Here is a 15,279-nt window from a genome sequence, read left to right on the forward strand (position 1 = left end):
CATTGTTGTGTTTATGAGCGGGGCTTTCAGTGCCCGCCTATCGGGAGCATCAGGTCCGTCCAGTCGCTGGGACTGTCCGGTCTATGGAATATCATATTATGGTATTCCAAACTTTGTGCAAGCATTTTGCCGTACCGGCTATCTGGCAAATCTGGTTTTTTATCTGTCCTGCCAATTCCCTGACTGACACAAATCCCCTGTAGGAGCGAGGCTTGCCCGCGAAGGCTGTGTTTCAGGCACCAGAGGTGTTGAATGTGCCGGCCTCTTCGCGGGCAGCCTCGCTCCTGCAGGAAGGGAGGTGAGTCAACCGGTGAAGGGAATGCTCTCCACCACCTCCAGGTCATACCCGGTCAACCCCGCATACTTGAGCGGCGGGCCAAGGTGCCGCAGCTTGCCCACGCCGAGGTTCTGCAGAATCTGCGCACCGGTACCCACTTCCGAATAGATCCGCGACTGCGAGCGGCTGAACTGGCGGGGCGGCTGGGTCAGTTGCGGCACGCGTTCGAGCAGCGCCTGGGACGACTCATGGTTGGCCAGCACCACCACCACGCCGCGGCCTTCCTCGGCCACGCGCTGCAAGGCGGCCCACAGCGTCCAGTTGGACGGGCCGCTGTATTCGGCGCCGACCAGATCGCGCAACGGGTCGATCACATGCACCCGCACCAGCGTCGGCTCTTCGCGGCTCAGTTCGCCCATGACCATGGCCATGTGGACACCGCCTTCGATGCGATCCTCAAAGGTGATCAGACGAAAGGTGCCGTGCACGGTGGGCAATTCACGCTCGCCGATGCGCTCGACCGTGTGTTCGTTGCTCAGGCGGTAGTGGATCAGGTCGGCGATGGTGCCGATCTTGATCCCGTGCTTGCGCGCGAACACTTCCAGGTCCGGGCGGCGGGCCATGGTGCCGTCGTCGTTCATCACCTCGACGATCACCGAGGCCGGGGTGAAGCCGGCCAGGCGCGCCAGGTCGCAACCGGCTTCGGTATGTCCGGCGCGGGTCAGCACGCCGCCTTCCCGGGCGCGCAGGGGGAAGATGTGGCCGGGCTGGACGATATCGACGGCCGTGGCGCCGGGGGCGACGGCGGCTTGCACAGTGCGCGCGCGGTCGGCGGCGGAAATGCCGGTGGTCACGCCGACGGCGGCTTCGATGGAGACGGTGAAGGCGGTGCTGAACACGCTGCCGTTGCTCGGCACCATCTGCTCAAGTCCCAGGCGCTGGCAGTGTTCGTCGGTCAGGGTCAGGCAGATCAGGCCACGGGCTTCGCGGGCCATGAAGCTGATGGCTTCGGCGCTGCAGCAATCGGCTGCCAGCAACAGATCGCCCTCGTTTTCGCGGTCCTCGTCATCCACCAGCAGCACCATTTTGCCGAGGCGATAATCTTCGATGATTTCTTCGATTGTGTTGAAGGCCATGATGGAGTCTCAGTGTGCGGTAGATTCATATTATGGTATACCATGATACAAAATAAACCGAGAGGTCACTATGAAGGCGTACTGGATAGCTCACGTGGATGTCACCGATCCTGATCAATATAGCCAATACACCCAGCGGGCCCCGCAGGCCTTCGCCCTGTACGGCGGCCGCATGCTGGCCCGCGGCGGGCGCAGCGAAGTGCTCGAGGGGCAGGGGGCGCAGCGTAACGTGGTGATCGAGTTTGACTCGTATGAGCAGGCGCTGGCCTGTTATCGCTCGCCGGAGTATCAGGAGGCGAAGCGGCATCGCGAGGGCGCGGGGCGGGCAGAGATTGTGATCGTTGAAGGCATCGCGCCGGCCTGATACGTGCCGGTGCACACGATCCACTGCAGGAGCTGCCGAAGGCTGCGATCTTTTGATCTTGCTTTTAAAAAGTCAAAGGATCGCAGTCTCGTTGCACTCGACAGCTCCTGCACGGGGAATTGCGTTGGTTAGCGGATGAAGTGGATCTTCCCGCTATCGTCATTGCCGATGTAAATCCCGTAGACCCCCGCCTGGCGCTCTTCGATATAGCGTTCGAGGATCTGCCGGATCGCCGGGTAATAGATGCTGTCCCACGGAATGTCTTCAGGGGCGAAGAACTTGTAGTCCATGGTTTCCGGCCCGTGCTCGCCGGTGATCTCCAGGGCGACGGCGCGGAAGATGATGTACACCTCGCTGATCTTCGGCACGCTGAAGATCGAGTAGGGCGAGACGATGTCCGCGCGCACGCCGCTCTCTTCCCAGACTTCGCGCAAGGCCGCCTGCTCGGTGGTCTCGCCGGCCTCCATGAAGCCCGCCGGCAGTGTCCAGGTGCCCGGGCGCGGCGGGATTGCCCGTTGGCAGAGCAGGTATTTGCCGTCCTGCTCGATGATGCAACCGGCGATGATTTTCGGGTTTACATAGTGGATGTAACCGCAGCCGCGGCACATCAGGCGCTCGTGCGTATCGCCCGGCGGCAGCTGTGATTTGAGGTCATTGGCGCCGCACTTCGGACAAAAGCTCGGGCTGAACATGATTAGCGACCTATGCGAGGTTCTTTGAGGGCGATGGGCAATACGATCTCAGGGATCGGCCCGGTCTCTTCCTGCTTGCGCTTGAGGTATTCGAGGGCGACGGTGGCGGCGGCGCGCACATGATCGATACAGGCTTGATGGGCGGCCAGCGCATCGCCGCTCTTGATCGCCTCGACCATGCGTTCCATTTCCTGGTTACTGGCGCCGCGACGGTTTTCCTGGGATACCGACGTCGCGCGCAGGTAGCTGATGCGCGCCTGCAACTGGCGCAGCTGAGTGGCGGCGACGTGGTTGCCGGAGCCTTCGAGCAGCACGTCGTAGAAACCCTGCACCGAATCGATGACCTGCTGCAGCTCGCCTTCCTTGAGGGCCTGGCGGTTGTCTTCCAGGGCTTTTTCCAGGGCCTTGATGTCCTTGGCCTTGGCGCGAAGGGTGAACAGCTGGACGATCAGGCCTTCGAGCACGCAGCGCAGCTCGTAGATGTCGACGGCGTCTTCCAGGGTGATGATGGCCACGCGCGGGCCCTTGGCGTCGGCGAATTCCACCAGGCCTTCGGACTCCAGGTGACGCAAGGCTTCGCGGACCGATGTGCGGCTTACCCCAAGACGATCGCACAGATCGCGTTCGACCAGACGGTCTCCCGGCAGAAGCTGGAAGTTCATGATGGCGCTTCGCAGTTTATCCAGCACGATTTCGCGCAGGGTAACGGGGTTGCGATTTACCTTGAAGCTGTCGTCGAGTGGCAGGCGTTTCATGGGGTACGCTCTAAAGATGGCTGTCGACGCCAGATGGGCATCGACATGGCCGGGGGTTAACTGGAGGCCTCTGCGTCGGCTTCGGCGAAGGCTTCACGGGCCAGCCGGAAACTGTCCACGGCTGCGGGGACACCGCAATAAATGCCGACCTGAAGCAGAATTTCGCGTATTTGCTCACGACTCAAGCCGTTACGCAAGGCGCCGCGCACATGCAGCTTGAGTTCGTGCGGGCGATTGAGGGCCGAGATCATCGCCAGGTTGATCATGCTGCGTTCCTTGAGCGACAAACCGTCGCGGCCCCAGACATGACCCCAGCAATACTCGGTGACCATCTCCTGCAGCGGGCGGGTGAAGTCGTCGGCGTTCTGGATCGAGCGATTGACATAGTCCTGGCCGAGCACCTGGGTGCGGATTTTCAGGCCTTGTTCGTACTTTTCGTTACTCATCATTGCTCCTCACATCACCACAAAATCCTGTGTAGGAGCTGCCAAAGGCTGCGATCTTTTAATCCTGGTTTTGAGAATCAAAAGATCGCAGCCTCGTTTCACTCGACAGCGCCTACAGAAAAGCGGGTTCCTACACGGGGCGTTGTGTCTGTCAGCCCAGCGCCGGCAACGGCCCCAGCTTGCCCTTGTGGTAGATCATCGGCGTCACCGGCTGCGCCGGCAGGATCAGGTTCTTCACCGCGCCGACGATGATGGCGTGGTCGCCGCCGTCGTATTCGCGCCACAGTTCGCACTCGATGATCGCCGTGGCCTTGCCCAGGATCGGGTTGCCCAGATCGCTCAAGTGCCAGTCGATGCCCTTGGCCTTGTCCTTGCCTTTACCGGCGAAGGCATAGGCCTCGGCGGTCTGGTCGGCGGACAGCAGGTGGATCGCGAACTGCTTGCTGTCGCGCAACACCGGGTAGGTGTCGGAGGCGTAGTTGGGGCAGAACAGCACCAGCGCCGGGTCGATCGACAGTGCACTGAAGGCGCTGGCGGTGATGCCGACGATGCCGCCGTCGGGGTCCAGCGTGGTGACCACCGTGACGCCGGACGGGAAGGAGCCCATGACGTCTTTGTAAATGCCGGGTTCGATCATTTTCCTAATCTCCTAGCGCATCACGAACGGATCAGGCATCGGTGCCTGGGACAGGTTGATCCACACCGTTTTCAGCTCGGTGTAGGCCAGCACCGAATCGATGCCGCTTTCGCGTCCATAGCCGCTGTTCTTGAAGCCGCCGATCGGCGCCATGGCTGAGACCGCGCGGTAGGTGTTGACCCAGATGATCCCCGAACGCACGTCACGGGCCAGGCGATGGGCACGGCCCAGGTCGCGGGTCCAGATGCCGGCGGCGAGGCCGAACTGCGAGTCGTTGGCGATCGCCAGCGCTTCGGCTTCGTCCTTGAAACGGATGACCGAAGCCACCGGGCCAAAGACTTCTTCCTGCATGATCTTCATCGAGTTGCGGTCGCACTCGAACAGGGTCGGCTCGTAGAACCAGCCATCGCCGACGCCGGCAGGACGCTTGCCGCCGATGCGCAGGCGCGCGCCTTCGGCGATGGCATCGGCCACCAGGCCTTCCACCACAGCCAGTTGCTGCGCGGTGGCCATCGGGCCCATTTCACTGTTGTCGTCCTGCGGGTTGCCGATGCGGATGCGCTGGGCGCGTTCCACCAGGCGGCCGACGAATTCGTCGTAGATCTCGTCCTGCACCAGCAGGCGCGAACCGGACACGCAACTCTGCCCGGAGGCGGCGTAGATGCCGGCGATGGCGCCGTTGATCGCGCTGTCGAGATCGGCGTCGGCGAAGATAATGTTCGGCGACTTGCCGCCCAGTTCCAGCGACAGCTTGGCGAAGTTCTCGGCGCTGCTGCGTACCACATGGCGAGCCGTGGCCGCGCCGCCGGTGAAGGCGATCTTGCGCACCAGCGGATGGCGGGTGAGGGCAGCGCCGGTGCTCGGGCCGTAACCGGTGACGACGTTGACCACGCCCGGCGGAATGCCGGCTTCCAGGGCCAGGCGCGCCAGCTCCAGAATGGTCGCCGAGGCGTGCTCGGACGGCTTGATCACGATGGTGTTGCCCGCCGCCAATGCCGGGGCCAGCTTGATCGCGGTCAGGTACAGCGGGCTGTTCCAGGGAATGATCGCGGCGACCACGCCCATGGCTTCATGCACGGTGTAGGCAAACAGGTCCGGCTTGTCCAGCGGCAGGGTGCCGCCTTCGAGCTTGTCCGCCAGGCCCGCGGTGTAGTGGAAGAACTCCGGCAGGTAGCCGACCTGGCCGCGGGTCTCGCGGATCAGCTTGCCGTTGTCGCGGCTTTCCAGCTGCGCCAGTTTTTCCTTGTTTTCGGCGATCAGGTCACCGAGACGACGCAGCAATTTGCCGCGAGCGGTGGCGGTCAGGCCGCGCCACGCCGGGCTGTCGAAGGCGGTCTGCGCAGCCTGTACGGCGCGCTCGACATCGGCTTCGTCGGCATCGGGCAGTTCAGCCCAGGCTTCGGCCAGGGCCGGGTTCAGGCTTTGGAAAGTCTTGCCGCAGAGGGCATCGACCCATTCGCCGCCGATGCACATCTGGAAACGTGCGAGTGTCATGCAACGATCCCCTTCAAATGGTTGGGTCGGGAGTGCGCCTCGTCGAGAAACTCCAGCAACAGCTGGTTGACCAGGCGCGGCGATTCTACGGGCATCATATGCCGCTGTTCGGGGAGCACGGCAACCCTGGCGCCATGAATGCGCGCAGCCAGTTGCTCGGCCATTTCCGGAGTCGAGCCCGGGTCCAGCTCGCCGGTGGCGACCAGCGTCGGGGCCTGGATACTGGCCAGGTCGTCGGCGCGGTACATGTCCTGGGTGGCGAACAGCTCATAGGTGGTCAGGTAACCCTGCGGGTCGTTCTGCGCCAGGGTCTGACGCAGTGCTTCGATCTGTGCGGGGTTGGCGGCCTGGTATTCGCGGCTGAACCAGCGCGACAGCGCCGCTTCCGCGTTGGCATCCGGGCCGTGTTCGGCGGCCTGGGCGGTGCGGGCGATGACACCTGCGCGCTGTTCCGCGGTGCGGTTGAACACGCTGTTGAGCACCACCAGGCTTTGCAGGCGTTGCGGGTAGTGCAGGGCAAAGGCCCGCGCCACCAGCCCGCCCATGGAAAAACCGATCACCGCCGCCTTGGGCAACTGCAAGTGATCGAGCAGCTCGAGCAACTGATCGGCGTAACCGAGCAGGGGCGTGCCGCTTTCCGGGCGCGGGCTGGCGCCATGGCCCAACATGTCGTAGGCGATGACGCGGTATTGGGTGGCGAGGCCAACGATCTGGCCGCCCCACATTTCTTTATTCAGGCCCACGCCGTGGATCAAGACCACGGGCTGGCCTTGGCCGGTCGCCAGGTAACTGGTGCCAGCCGGGGTGCGTTCAGCGGTGAGCCGAATCATGGAGCGCTCCTGCATACCTTTTTGTTTTAGTGACCGACCGTCTTACTGGGCTTTTTCAGCGGCCAGTTCTTCCAGGTCGATGTAACGGTTGCCGATGCGCGGGTGAATGCGGCCGCCGTCGGCGCAACCCAGGACCACGACGATTTCGTCGGCGCGCGGGGCGTCTTCGATCTGCATTTCCAGGGTGATGTAGTGCGAGCGCAGGCCTTCGTCGTCCTTGTGCATCATCGGGATCTGGATCGAGGTGCCCGGACCGCCGCGCTTGTTGGTGAAGCTCAGGTAGCTCTTGGCCTTGACCGCTTCGCGATAGTGGTTGCCGAAGCGCAGGGTGTGGATCACGGCGGAGGCGTGTTCGATTTCGCCGTCAGCCCCGACCACTGCAGCCTTGCCGTAGGCCTCGATCTTCTCGGCCCCGCCGATGATGCCGGTCAGGCGCTCGACCATCATCGCGCCCAGGTCAGAGCAGTTGGCACGGATCTGAGGCTTGAGGTCTTCGACGAAACCGCCGACCCACGGGTTTTTCATCACAACGGCCAGCCCGACCATGGTCACGGGTTTGTCGGTGGCCTTGCCGCCTTCGATGAAGGTTTCTTCGACATAGCTGACGATCTTGCGGATTTCGAAACTCATGAGCTGCTCCGTACTGGGGTTTAAGAGTGTCTGTGCGTCTGATGGTATACCATAATACCGGTTGTGCAAGAGGCTAGAATGAGTTTCTGGTCGCAAGGCGATGAAAAGCGCTGTGCGGGTGCCTGTTGCAGGTCCCGGGCATGTCATGGATCCCTGCGGGAGCGGGCAGTGTCGGTCCAGATGTTTGTGTACGATGAGATTTGTCCGTTACGCGACATGTACTGGCTTACTAGCGTTAGCCGGCCTCTGCGCCGGGGAGTAGAGTCGTCCCCACGTTCCTGGCAAACCCGGATGACCCCCATGACTCGCCCCCGCTTCTTACCCGACAACTTCACCCTGACCCTGGTCGGCGTGGTCCTTCTCGCCAGCTTCCTGCCCGCCAGCGGCCAGGTGGCGGTGGGCTTTGGCTGGTTGACCAACATCGCCATTGCCCTGCTGTTCTTCCTGCACGGCGCCAAGCTGTCGCGCGAATCGATCATTGCCGGCGCCGGCCACTGGCGCCTGCACCTGCTGGTCTTCAGCCTGACCTTCATCCTCTTCCCGCTGCTGGGGCTTGCGCTCAAGCCGGTGCTGTCACCGCTGGTCGGCGACAACCTGTACATGGGCATGCTCTACCTGTGCGCATTGCCTGCCACGGTGCAGTCGGCGATTGCCTTTACCTCCCTGGCGCGGGGCAACATTCCGGCGGCAATCTGCAGCGCGGCGGCGTCCAGCCTGTTCGGGATCTTCCTCACGCCGCTGCTGGTGACCCTGCTGCTCAATGTGCATGGTGACGGCGGCTCGACCATGGATGCGATCCTCAAGATCAGCGTGCAACTGCTGCTGCCGTTCATCGCCGGGCAGATCGCCCGTCGCTGGATCGGCGACTGGGTGGGCCGCAACAAGAACTGGCTGAAGTTCGTCGATCAGGGCTCGATTCTGCTGGTGGTCTACGGCGCGTTCAGCGAAGCGGTGAATGAGGGCATCTGGCATCAGATTCCGGTCCGGGATCTGGCGGGGCTGGTGGTGGCCTGCTGTGTGTTGCTGGGTCTGGTGCTGGTGGCGTCCACTGTGTTGGGCAAGGCCTTCGGCTTCAACCAGGAAGACCGCATCACCATCCTGTTCTGCGGTTCGAAGAAAAGCCTGGCGACCGGGGTGCCGATGGCACAGGTGTTGTTCGCCGGCAGCACCATCGGCGTGCTGATCTTGCCGCTGATGCTGTTCCACCAGATTCAGCTGATGGTGTGTGCGGTGCTGGCGCAGCGTTATGCCAGGCGCCAGGAATCGGTGGCGGAGCTGATGGGGCAAGTCGATCCCTGACCCCAACGCACCGATTGTGGGGGCGAGCAGGCTCCCACAGGTAAAAAACGGGCAAAAAAAAGCCGCCCATAAAGGACGGCGGGAAAAAGCACGCGGTGTATGCCGCCAGTATTGCGGCAGCAAGGTTACAAATTCATTACGGCCTGACCCTCAGTAAACCTGCGGCACGATGATTTCAGGCGGCGTCGGATTGCGCGAATAGTCTTCCTGGCGCACGCGTTCCGGCAGTTCGATCGCCGGCAACTCCACTTCCTCATACGGCATCTGGCTCAGCAGATGATGAATGCAGTTGAGCCGCGCCTTCTTCTTGTCGTCAGCCTGCACCACCCACCACGGCGCTTCGGCGATGTGGGTGCGTTCGAGCATGACTTCCTTGGCCTTGGTATAGGCCTCCCAACGACGGCGGGACTCCAGGTCCATCGGGCTGAGCTTCCATTGCTTGAGCGGGTCATGGATGCGGCTGAGAAAGCGCAGGTGCTGTTCCTGATCGGAGATCGAGAACCAGTACTTGATCAACTGAATGCCGGAACGCGCGAGCATCCGCTCGAACTCAGGCACCGTGCGGAAGAACTCTTCGTACTGGTCTTCGTTACAGAACCCCATCACTTGCTCGACGCCGGCGCGGTTGTACCAACTGCGGTCGAACAGGACGATTTCGCCGGCGGCCGGCAGGTGCGAGACATAACGCTGGAAATACCACTGGGTGCGTTCGCGGTCGTTGGGCGCGGGCAGGGCGGCGACCCGGCAGACCCGCGGGTTGAGCCTTTGGGTGATGCGCTTGATCACGCCACCTTTGCCCGCCGCATCGCGACCTTCGAACAGGATCACCACCTTGTGGCCGGTTTTCACCACCCAGCTCTGCAGCTTCACCAGTTCACCCTGCAGGCGGAACAACTCGCTGAAGTAGCGGCGGCGCTCCTGCCGTTGCGGGCTGTCGCCCAGGTGATCGCTGAACAGTGAGCCCAGGTCGTGATCGTCCTCCATCAACTCCAGTTCCAGTTCTTCGTCACTGTGGTCGAGCAGCTCGCGGTGGATGCGTTGCATCAGGGTGTCGTTGGTCAACAACATGGTCAGAACTCCGACGAAGGTGGAAATCAGCATGCTATGCCGCGGTATGTGACGGCGTAGTGACGAACAGGTGATGGCAGATTTAATTGGCTTGTCATCGGGATGTCACCAAGTGCGTGGCAGGATCGTCGCAAACAGCTTCAGCGTGCGGTGCAACGCCGCTGCCGGGCCGACAAGAAAACTGCCAGGAACCTCAACCATGAAAGGTGATGCCTCCCTTTTTGCTGCCATTGACCTGGGCTCCAATGCGTTTCGCCTGATGATCGGCCAGCCGGTCAAACGCAACCAGGCGTTCATGATTCGGGAGCTGAAAACCCTGCGTGAGCCTGTGCGGCTGGCCGAAGGGTTTCAGGGCGGGGCGCTGGATGAGCTGGCACTGGATCGCGGCTGGCAGGCACTGGCGCGCTTCGGCAAGAAATTGCGGGGTTTTGAGCAAGGGCGAGTGCGGGCCGTTGCAACCAGCGCGTTGCGCGAAGCAGAAAATGCCGATCTGTTCCTGGCCAGCGCCGAACGCCACCTGGGGTTTCCCATCGACGTCATTTCCGGGCAGGAAGAAGCCCGTCTGGTCTACGCCGGCGTGGCCCATCGAAATCCCTGTGCCGAGAGCATGCGGCTGGTGGTGGATATCGGCGGCGGCTCGACCGAGCTGATTCTGGGGCGCGGCAGCGAGCCGCTGGTCTCCCAGAGCATCGCCATCGGCAGCGGCACTTTCGGTGCGCGCTACTTTGCCGGCGGACGCATCACCGCCCAGGCGCTGCTCGAAGCGGAACTGGTCGCTACCCTCGAGTTCGACAAGGTTGCCCGGCGTTATCGTGCCCAGGGTTGGCAGCAGACCATTGGTTCTTCAGGCACGGCACGCATGCTGGCGCGGATTCTCAATGCCAATGGTCTGAATGATCCGGGGCAGGACGGCATCACCTACAGCGGTTTGCTGCGCCTGTCGTTGCGGCTGCTGGAGGTGGGTCACGTGAAGAAGCTCAAGCTGGCGGGGTTGCAGGCCCATCGCATGAGCATCCTGCCGGGTGGGTTGGTGCTGATGCTGGCGGCGTTCAAGGTGTTTGGTATCAATCACATGACCCCGTCGGAGCCCGGTCTGCGTTTCGGGGTTCTTCATGGCCTGATGTCGCGGCACTGACATGCATCTTGCGGATGATGAAAAACCCTGTGGCGAGGGTACGCATTCATAAAAGGTTGCGTGGATGTTCATCGCCCAGCCGCATCCGCCAACGCCGCCGCCACCTGCTTCTCGATTTCCTTCTCATCCAGCCCCCGCCCGAAATGCTTCAGGTAGCGCCCCTGGCTGTCGAGCAGGAACAGAATGGTCGAGTGATCCATCATGTAATCCCCCGGCTTATCCCCGGTGGGCACTTTCTTGTAATACACGTGATAAGCATCGGTGATGCGGGTGATCTCCTGCGCCGAGCCGGTCAGGCCGACGAAATCGCTGGCGAAGAAATTCACGTATTCCTTGAGCTTTTTCGGCGTGTCTCGCTCCGGGTCGATGGTCACGAAGATCGGTCGCACGCTGATGCCTTGCTGCTGTTGTAGCTGGCGACTGATGCGGGCCATTTTCGCAAGGTCCGTGGGGCAGATGGCCGGGCAGGTCATGAAGCCGAAATACAGCAGCGCCGGCTGGCCGAAACTGCGTTCGTTGACCCGTTGGCCATTCTGATTGGTCAGCTGGAACGGCCCGCCGATATCGGTGCGGGTCGCGGCCAGGGTGCTCGCGGTCATTGCCGTCAACAGCACGGCGATCAGCCACTTCATCCTTCAAAACCCTCCGGAATAGGTCAGCGCCAGGCCGACCAGTTCGGACATCTGGCCGTCCTCTTTCTGGGTGCCGGCGGACACCCCGAGCTTGATCTGGCCGGTGATGTTGTAGGTCACGCTCAGTTCGTTCAGATAATCCTGGCGATCCGCGCCACCCGTTGATTCGCGATGCTTGTCGGTGCGGGTTGCGCCGACGGACCAGTCGCCGAAATCGAAGGTCAACGAAGTGGTCAGGTAGCGGGTGTCGTTGCCCTTGATCCCGCCTTCGCTTTCCACATCGGCGAATTCGATGAAGGGCACGATATCGAAGTAACGACCCTCCAGCGTCGGCTCAAGATCGGTGCTCGGCTCCCAGGCCCAGATGTAGCGGGCCGAAGCGATCTTGATGGTCTCATCGTCCTCGCCCGGCGGCGTGGCTTGGGTCTCGTCCTCGGCCTGTTTGTTGAACATGTAGCCGGCCTGCAGTTCCAGATACGGAATCGCCGGAATCGCCAGCCAGTTGACTGTCACCGCATAAGAGTCGAGCTTGCCGGTGTTGGAAGGTCCGCCGTCGCTGCGCTCCAGCTTCTCGCCATGGCGCAAGTACGGACGACCGAGGAATGAATTGTCCGCGGTGTAGATGCTCACGTTCGGCTCGATCATCCCCAGGCGCTGATCGAAAAAGCGGTACGCCACGGTGCCGCCGAGCATGCCGTCCAGGTCGTAGGTGCTGACGAAATCCTCGGTGTACAGGCCCGGTGCCTGGTCCTGGGCGCGGCCGAAGGGCACGTGGTATTTGCCGACCATGAACGCCGAGTTGGCGTTGTTCTGGTAGTAGTTGAGGTCGTTGATCACCAGGCCCACGTCCTCGAAGAAACGCTTCTGCCCAGGCTCCGGCCCGTCGATGGGGTTGATCTCGGCGGACAGCTGGATCTGCTGGTCATGGGTGAAGCGCAAGTAGAAGGTCGCGTTGATGTCCGGGTAGGCGTCGGTGCTGTTGCGGTTGCCGCCCTGGGGCGAGTCGGAATGCACGTGGTCGTATTGGAAGGTCGCGTCGTAATCCATGCCGACGTTGGGGTACTGCCCGTCATCGGCCAGGGTCGCTTCGATGCCGCACACCGATCCCATCACTAACATTGCCAGGCGATAGTTGTTCATGGCGCGAACCCCTTATCGACCTGCGACTTGACCAGCGGGCTGGACGCTTTCGGGTCCTGACCGGTGTTGCGCAGGTAGGAGCACAACTGGTTGTTTTCACCGTACAGGCCGCCCAAAGGTTCGAGCTTGACCGCCTGTTCGTAGTCCTCGGGCTTGACCACCTGAATCGCCTGCATCATGCCGCCGTCCTCGTGTTCGAGGATGTGGCAGTGGTAGACGAACTTGCCGAGGATCACCGGATCGCGGAAGGGGATGCGCACGGTGATCGAGCCGGTGGCGGGGATGAACACGTTGTCGCGGTAGCCGCTGAACTCCACCTTCTTGCCGTTGATCTCGGTGACCTGGAAATCGACCTGGTGGATGTGGAACTGGTGCAATTCCTGGGACGGGTTGAACAGCCGCCACTCTTCGACGTCGCCGAGTTTCACCGTGGTGTTGACCCGGTCCAGCTCGAAGCGCGTGCCATTGATCAGGAACGCATTGGGGTCGGTGTCCGAGTCCTGAAAGGCGAACTGGCGGGTTTTGTTCACCGCAATCTTGCTGAAGTCTTCGGCGGGCGGGTAGGCGCTGGTGATCTGCTTGGTCGCCACCTGCGCGCCACTGGAGCGCAGGATCGCCAGTTTGACGCCCGGGTATTGGTCGCCCGCCGGCCCGGTGTTGCCCGAGCCTGCTTCGATTTCATAGGTGCCGGCGGGCGGCCCGACCACCAGCACGCTGAAGCGCGCCGACGGCCCGATCAGCACCTGCTTGGTGTCGACCCGGCGCGTCACGGTATTGCCGTCCCGGGACAGCACCTGCATCGACTGGCCATTGATCCTGATGCGGAAATACTGGTTGGCGGCAATGTTGATGAAGTGCCAGAGCTGGGTTTCCCCGGGCCTGATGTCGATGGTGGGCACTTCCTGGCCATTGATCGTGCGGATCGACGGGGCGCTGGTGATGATTTCGCTGGCGACTTTTCCGGTCAGGGTTTTCTGGAAATTGCGTAGCACCAGCACCTGTTCCTTGATGCCCTTGAGTTCGGGGAAGGGGTCGAGCATGCCGTCCACCAGAATCGGCCCGGCGATCCCCGCCGAGACCTGGCGCTGGGAGCCGCCGTGGAAATGGCTGTGATACCAGTAGGCGCCGGGGCTGTGAGCCAGCGGCAGCTTGACGTTGTACTCGCCGATCTTGTGCGGCTGGGTCACGCGGAAAATGTTGTCGCCTTCGTCCAGTGGCGACACCTGCATGCCGTGGAAATGCAGGTTGGTGATTTCGTCCATGCGGTTGTCCAGGCGAATCGCCATGGTTCCGCCCGGCCGGGTGCGAATCAGTGGCGAATCGTAATCGCCGTTGAACACCAGGGACACGTAGCGCTCATTGCCCACATTCACCTGCTGCTCGGCGGCCGTCAGCGTGGCATGGGTCACGCCGCTGGCATCGTAGGTGAATTCGGGGTTCTGTCGCAGAGGTGGCGAGGCGGGTTCGCTGGCGTGCTGCGTTGAGCAACCGGTCAACGCGATAGCCAGCAGGTTTGCGTGCAGTGCAAGGGAACGGACGCTGAAAGCTCTGGGCATGATCGCGACCTTCGTTGGCCTGGCGATGAACTACGAATGCAGTTCGCCTGTGGGTTGCCTGTGGGTTGCCGAAGCTGAGCCGCGGGCACACCGCGCCAAGCCTCACCCTGTATGAAGTAGAGGCTGTTGCGCGCAACTTTCCGCAGTCTAGAACAGCAATGTTGGCACGCAAGTTTTTGCGAATTGATGCTATTTACTATCCGATGAGTTGCATGTTTTAAAAGTTGACCCTGTCATTTACATCAGTGGGCGATGGAAAGGCTGAGTATCAAATAGTGTTGTTTTGTTGAAACACTCAAAGATCTTTCTTCGCTTCCTTGTCCAGATGTTTGTCTTCCTTGTGCCGTTCCTTATCCAGTTTCCTGGCTTCCTTATCGATATCCTTTCCATCGCGATCGACATCGTGGTCCAGGTCTCGGACGCCATCACGCACGTCCTTTTCAATATCGTCTTCGGCGTGGGCGATGGTTATGTAAGAGGCTGCACCCGTGACCAGCAGTGAGGCAATGAGGATTGTTTTGAGCATTCGCATGTTTGTCGGCTCCTGTTTTGTTCCGCGCCAGTGTTTGTATTAGAGAATAAAAACTAGTTGCAACCAGTGTTTGTCGCCAAGCCATTGGTCGTTTGGGCAAGTGCGCCGACTATCAGAATTTCCGGGGCGGGGAGGGCCGATTCAAAGAGGTGGATTACGCTATTCGGGGTATGTGGGGTGCCGTTCTTTTTGATGACGAGGTGCATCGATGACAGACGAGCGCAACAGTGCGCTGGATGACGACATCTGCGTCCACATCTTCGCCTCGTCCGGGGCAATGGTGGGGGTGTGTCTGACGGTCGTGGGGATTCTTCGAGTGGTGATCAATATTCGCCAGGAGGATTTGATCGGGCAGAATCTGTTGGCGGTCAATGCGATCATTTATCTGATGACCTGTTTGATTGCGTATTGGGCGCTGCGTACGCGCAAGGTCAAGCGCAATCACCGGTTGGAGCGGATTGCGGATGGATTGTTTTTGTTTGGGCTTACGCTTACGACTGTTACTACGGTGTTTATCACGATTGCCATGTCTACGGCCTGATCGCGGTCCCGTGTAGGAGCTGCGGAAGGCTGCGATCTTTTGATTTTGCTTTTGAAGATCAAAAGATCGCAGCCTTCGGCAGCTCCTACATTGGTTCGATGTGGATCACAGATTT

General features: G+C 61.3%; 17 protein-coding genes. 4 read left to right on the plus strand and 13 right to left on the minus strand.

Annotated elements, in window-relative coordinates:
• Positions 1 to 303: 303 nt before the first annotated feature.
• Complete coding sequence (gene ribBA / locus HNO86_RS22110) at positions 304 to 1,413, minus strand: bifunctional 3,4-dihydroxy-2-butanone-4-phosphate synthase/GTP cyclohydrolase II (RefSeq protein WP_175379055.1); 1,110 nt, start codon at positions 1,411 to 1,413, stop codon at positions 304 to 306.
• 70 nt (positions 1,414 to 1,483) lie between these two features.
• Here ribBA and HNO86_RS22115 point away from each other — a divergent pair, with 70 nt between their 5' ends.
• Complete coding sequence (locus HNO86_RS22115) at positions 1,484 to 1,777, plus strand: DUF1330 domain-containing protein (protein ID WP_175379056.1); 294 nt, start codon at positions 1,484 to 1,486, stop codon at positions 1,775 to 1,777.
• Positions 1,778 to 1,905: 128 nt separating this feature from the next.
• On the opposite strand, the gene HNO86_RS22120 is transcribed toward HNO86_RS22115, so the two are convergent.
• The 7 genes from HNO86_RS22120 to HNO86_RS22150 all read right to left on the minus strand — a co-directional run bounded on the left by HNO86_RS22120 (position 1,906) and on the right by HNO86_RS22150 (position 7,261).
• Positions 1,906 to 2,469 carry an NUDIX hydrolase gene (locus HNO86_RS22120; protein WP_175379057.1) on the minus strand — a complete coding sequence of 188 codons (564 nt, stop codon included), beginning with the start codon at positions 2,467 to 2,469 and terminating at the stop codon, positions 1,906 to 1,908.
• Positions 2,470 to 2,471: 2 nt separating this feature from the next.
• Positions 2,472 to 3,224 (minus strand): GntR family transcriptional regulator, encoded by a 753-nt coding sequence (locus HNO86_RS22125; RefSeq protein ID WP_175379058.1) that lies wholly within the window; start codon positions 3,222 to 3,224, stop codon positions 2,472 to 2,474.
• Positions 3,225 to 3,280: 56 nt separating this feature from the next.
• A complete protein-coding gene (locus HNO86_RS22130) occupies positions 3,281 to 3,670 on the minus strand; it encodes a carboxymuconolactone decarboxylase family protein (RefSeq protein ID WP_175379059.1) in 390 nt (129 codons plus the stop codon).
• Between the two features lie 151 nt (positions 3,671 to 3,821).
• On the minus strand, positions 3,822 to 4,307 hold the full coding sequence (locus tag HNO86_RS22135) for a flavin reductase family protein (RefSeq protein ID WP_175379060.1): 486 nt from the start codon (positions 4,305 to 4,307) through the stop codon (positions 3,822 to 3,824).
• Positions 4,308 to 4,319: 12 nt separating this feature from the next.
• A complete protein-coding gene (locus tag HNO86_RS22140) occupies positions 4,320 to 5,801 on the minus strand; it encodes an aldehyde dehydrogenase (RefSeq protein WP_175379061.1) in 1,482 nt (493 codons plus the stop codon).
• Positions 5,798 to 6,631, minus strand: coding sequence for an alpha/beta fold hydrolase (locus HNO86_RS22145; RefSeq protein ID WP_175379062.1), 834 nt, complete (start codon positions 6,629 to 6,631; stop codon positions 5,798 to 5,800). Before HNO86_RS22145 ends, HNO86_RS22140 begins: the two co-directional genes overlap by 4 nt.
• Positions 6,632 to 6,673: 42 nt before the next feature.
• On the minus strand, positions 6,674 to 7,261 hold the full coding sequence (locus tag HNO86_RS22150; RefSeq protein ID WP_175379063.1) for an amino acid synthesis family protein: 588 nt from the start codon (positions 7,259 to 7,261) through the stop codon (positions 6,674 to 6,676).
• A gap of 300 nt (positions 7,262 to 7,561) precedes the next feature.
• Between HNO86_RS22150 and HNO86_RS22155 the strand changes: the two genes are divergently transcribed.
• Complete coding sequence (locus tag HNO86_RS22155; protein WP_175379064.1) at positions 7,562 to 8,560, plus strand: bile acid:sodium symporter family protein; 999 nt, start codon at positions 7,562 to 7,564, stop codon at positions 8,558 to 8,560.
• Between the two features lie 150 nt (positions 8,561 to 8,710).
• On the opposite strand, the gene ppk2 is transcribed toward HNO86_RS22155, so the two are convergent.
• On the minus strand, positions 8,711 to 9,604 hold the full coding sequence (ppk2, locus tag HNO86_RS22160; protein WP_175379122.1) for a polyphosphate kinase 2: 894 nt from the start codon (positions 9,602 to 9,604) through the stop codon (positions 8,711 to 8,713).
• A 223-nt stretch (positions 9,605 to 9,827) separates the two neighbouring features.
• On the opposite strand from ppk2, the gene HNO86_RS22165 reads away from it, so the two are divergent.
• The gene (locus HNO86_RS22165) at positions 9,828 to 10,763 is read left to right on the plus strand and encodes a Ppx/GppA family phosphatase (protein WP_175379065.1); all 936 of its coding nucleotides are present in this window, start codon (positions 9,828 to 9,830) and stop codon (positions 10,761 to 10,763) included.
• Between the two features lie 68 nt (positions 10,764 to 10,831).
• Here the strand turns inward: HNO86_RS22165 and HNO86_RS22170 are convergent, their stop codons facing one another.
• The 4 genes from HNO86_RS22170 to HNO86_RS22185 form a co-directional block, all read right to left on the minus strand.
• Positions 10,832 to 11,395 (minus strand): SCO family protein, encoded by a 564-nt coding sequence (locus HNO86_RS22170; RefSeq protein WP_175379066.1) that lies wholly within the window; start codon positions 11,393 to 11,395, stop codon positions 10,832 to 10,834.
• Between the two features lie 3 nt (positions 11,396 to 11,398).
• Positions 11,399 to 12,535: a hypothetical protein gene (locus HNO86_RS22175; RefSeq protein WP_175379067.1), complete on the minus strand. Its 1,137-nt coding sequence runs from the start codon at positions 12,533 to 12,535 to the stop codon at positions 11,399 to 11,401.
• Entirely contained in the window at positions 12,532 to 14,091 is a 1,560-nt protein-coding gene (locus HNO86_RS22180; protein ID WP_175379068.1) for a multicopper oxidase family protein, read from the minus strand. The genes HNO86_RS22175 and HNO86_RS22180 overlap by 4 nt, the downstream gene beginning before the upstream one ends.
• Before the next feature lie 295 nt (positions 14,092 to 14,386).
• Positions 14,387 to 14,623, minus strand: a complete 237-nt coding sequence (locus tag HNO86_RS22185; protein WP_175379069.1) for a hypothetical protein — start codon at positions 14,621 to 14,623, stop codon at positions 14,387 to 14,389.
• Between the two features lie 208 nt (positions 14,624 to 14,831).
• On the opposite strand from HNO86_RS22185, the gene HNO86_RS22190 reads away from it, so the two are divergent.
• A complete protein-coding gene (locus HNO86_RS22190) occupies positions 14,832 to 15,164 on the plus strand; it encodes a hypothetical protein (RefSeq protein ID WP_175379070.1) in 333 nt (110 codons plus the stop codon).
• The last annotated feature ends 115 nt before the right edge of the window (positions 15,165 to 15,279 follow it).

Origin of the sequence: Pseudomonas sp. C1C7, from assembly GCF_013359595.1 — a bacterium.
Taxonomy (GTDB): Bacteria; Pseudomonadota; Gammaproteobacteria; order Pseudomonadales; family Pseudomonadaceae; genus Aquipseudomonas.